The organism is Xenorhabdus anantnagensis, assembly GCF_028598555.1.
Classification (GTDB): Bacteria; Pseudomonadota; Gammaproteobacteria; order Enterobacterales; family Enterobacteriaceae; genus Xenorhabdus; species Xenorhabdus anantnagensis.
In genome coordinates, this window is the sequence record NZ_JAQRFN010000084.1 from 1 (window position 1) to 915 (window position 915).

1 protein-coding gene is annotated in these 915 nt (G+C 44.8%); it reads left to right on the top strand.

All coding sequences use genetic code 11. From position 1 onward, the window contains the following. Window positions 1-915 (top strand): baseplate J/gp47 family protein (locus PSI14_RS19965; RefSeq protein ID WP_273577724.1); only part of this gene is annotated, 915 nt, incomplete at both ends.

Sequence of the window (915 nt, forward strand, 5' to 3'; positions counted from 1 at the left end):
AACGGGCAACAAAATCAGTGGCCGAAATCACGATTAACGGACTGGCAAACACGGTTATTCCGGTTGGATTTCAGGTTACCGATGACTCAGGGAAAACATGGAGCACACAGGCAGAGGCCAGAATTAGTGATAATGGATTAGCAACGGTCAACGTTCACTGTGATGTAGTGGGCAGAGTTATAGCCTCGACAGGAACCATTAACCGCATGGTCAAAAATATCAATGGCGTTGACTCGGTCATCAATAAAACGGCGGCTATTGTCGGCAGGGATGAGGAATCACGGCAGGAGTTTGAACTGAGGCGGCAGGAATCTGTTGCGATCAATGCCAAAAATACCAATGCCGCGACTTATGGCGCAGTCTCCAATATCAACAATGTCATTGATTGTTATGTTATCGACAATCCCTCTGATGCAACCATCACGGTTGGAGTAACTGATTACCCGTTAATCAGGAACTCTATCGCGGTCTCTGTGGTGGGTGGTGATGATAATGAAATTGCCAAGATGATATGGATTAAGGCGGGTTCGGGATGCTCTTTCGTGGGAAGCACCTCTGTCAAATATCAGGACACAGTTAATTTCCCCTATTTACCGCCAACCTATGACATTAAATTCATCAGGCCGACACATATTCCGATTGAGTTTACTGTCACGTTTGAAGATAAATTGCGGCTAACACATCAGGATAAAGAAGCTATCAAAAAGTCTATTTTGGATGAGTTCGGAACGGGGAGAGGAAAAGGACGGATAGCCAAGAAATTAATCGTCAGCGACTATATTTGCGCCGTTGCTCAGTCAACCAGAGAGCGATTGATTGCAATCCAAATAGCGAGAAAAAACGGTGTTGCAGCTAACTATCTGGATTTCGGCATTGATGAATTTCCGACGCTATCTATAGATGACATAAGGATAG